Origin of the sequence: Pelovirga terrestris (assembly GCF_014773365.1) — a bacterium.
Classification (GTDB): Bacteria; Desulfobacterota; Desulfuromonadia; order Desulfuromonadales; family Geopsychrobacteraceae; genus Pelovirga; species Pelovirga terrestris.
Genome location: NZ_JACWUN010000043.1, coordinates 1 through 997, shown reverse-complemented (window position 1 = coordinate 997; position 997 = coordinate 1). Strand labels below are relative to the sequence as shown.

At 58.4% G+C, this 997-nt stretch carries 1 pseudogene; it reads right to left on the bottom strand.

Annotated elements, in window-relative coordinates:
- Positions 1 to 542, bottom strand: a pseudogene (locus ICT70_RS14795) (reverse transcriptase domain-containing protein); the annotation flags it as partial.
- Positions 543 to 997 lie beyond the last annotated feature (455 nt).

Genomic DNA, 997 nt, shown 5'->3' with positions numbered 1-997 from the left:
TCGACAATCCAGCGATAGCCTTCAGCAACATGCTGCCGGGCCTTTCGGACGGCTTGCTGGGCACTGCGTCTGGGACGAAACCCGTAGGACGCTTCGGAGAAGTGCGGTTCGAAGATGAGCATCAACTGCTGATGCATGGCCTGCTGGATAAGCCGGTCGAGGACGGTGGGTATCCCGAGGGCGCGCGTTCCCCCTGATGCTTTGGGGATGTCGACTTTGCGCACCGCTTGAGGCCGATACTCGCCCGCCAGCAGTTGTTCTCGGATGCAGGGCCAGTTGTGCCGTAGGTAAGCGCTAAGGTCGCTGACGATCATTCCATCGATACCGGCGGCTCCCTTATTGCTCACGACCCGCTTGAATGCGGCCTGCATATTCTCACGGCTGAGGATTCTCTCCATCAGCCGCTGTGCTTCCGGGCAGGGGTGCTCCTCGGTTGCCGTGCCCCTTGTCACACCATCGGCATACTCTGGCGACTTCCGGTCGCTACCCTTTGCCATGGCACCGGATATCTCAATCCGGTCTTCTGCAACTTCAGTGGTCATCGAAACTTCGGCTCCTGTCCAACGCTTCGTGTTCAGCCCTTCACTTAAGGTGGTTAGCCCAGCTACTATGGCATCTGCTGACTTCTGTCGATCCATCGGAACATCTCTCGATATTCCTAGCACAAGGCAGACCAACAGATCTCCCCGGGTAATGCGCGTGACCTTCCTCCCATATACCCGCCACATATACAGCCTCACCCTCCCGGATGACTATTGGGCTTTGAAGATCTACGCCTTCTCGCCCGAATGAAGCTGCCTCGTATGTGATTTCTGTTCGTCGGGCCGGGAGTTTGCCTGCGGCTTCCTTCAGATTCCACCTCGCGGTGGACACCCTTGCCGTTCGGCTAGCGGTTCCCGTCATCAGGGTCCGCAGAGGACTTTCACCTCCAAGTCACCATTTGGTCACCACAGCCAAATGGATGGTGCTTGAGCACCACGCGCCCTGCCGGGCGCAC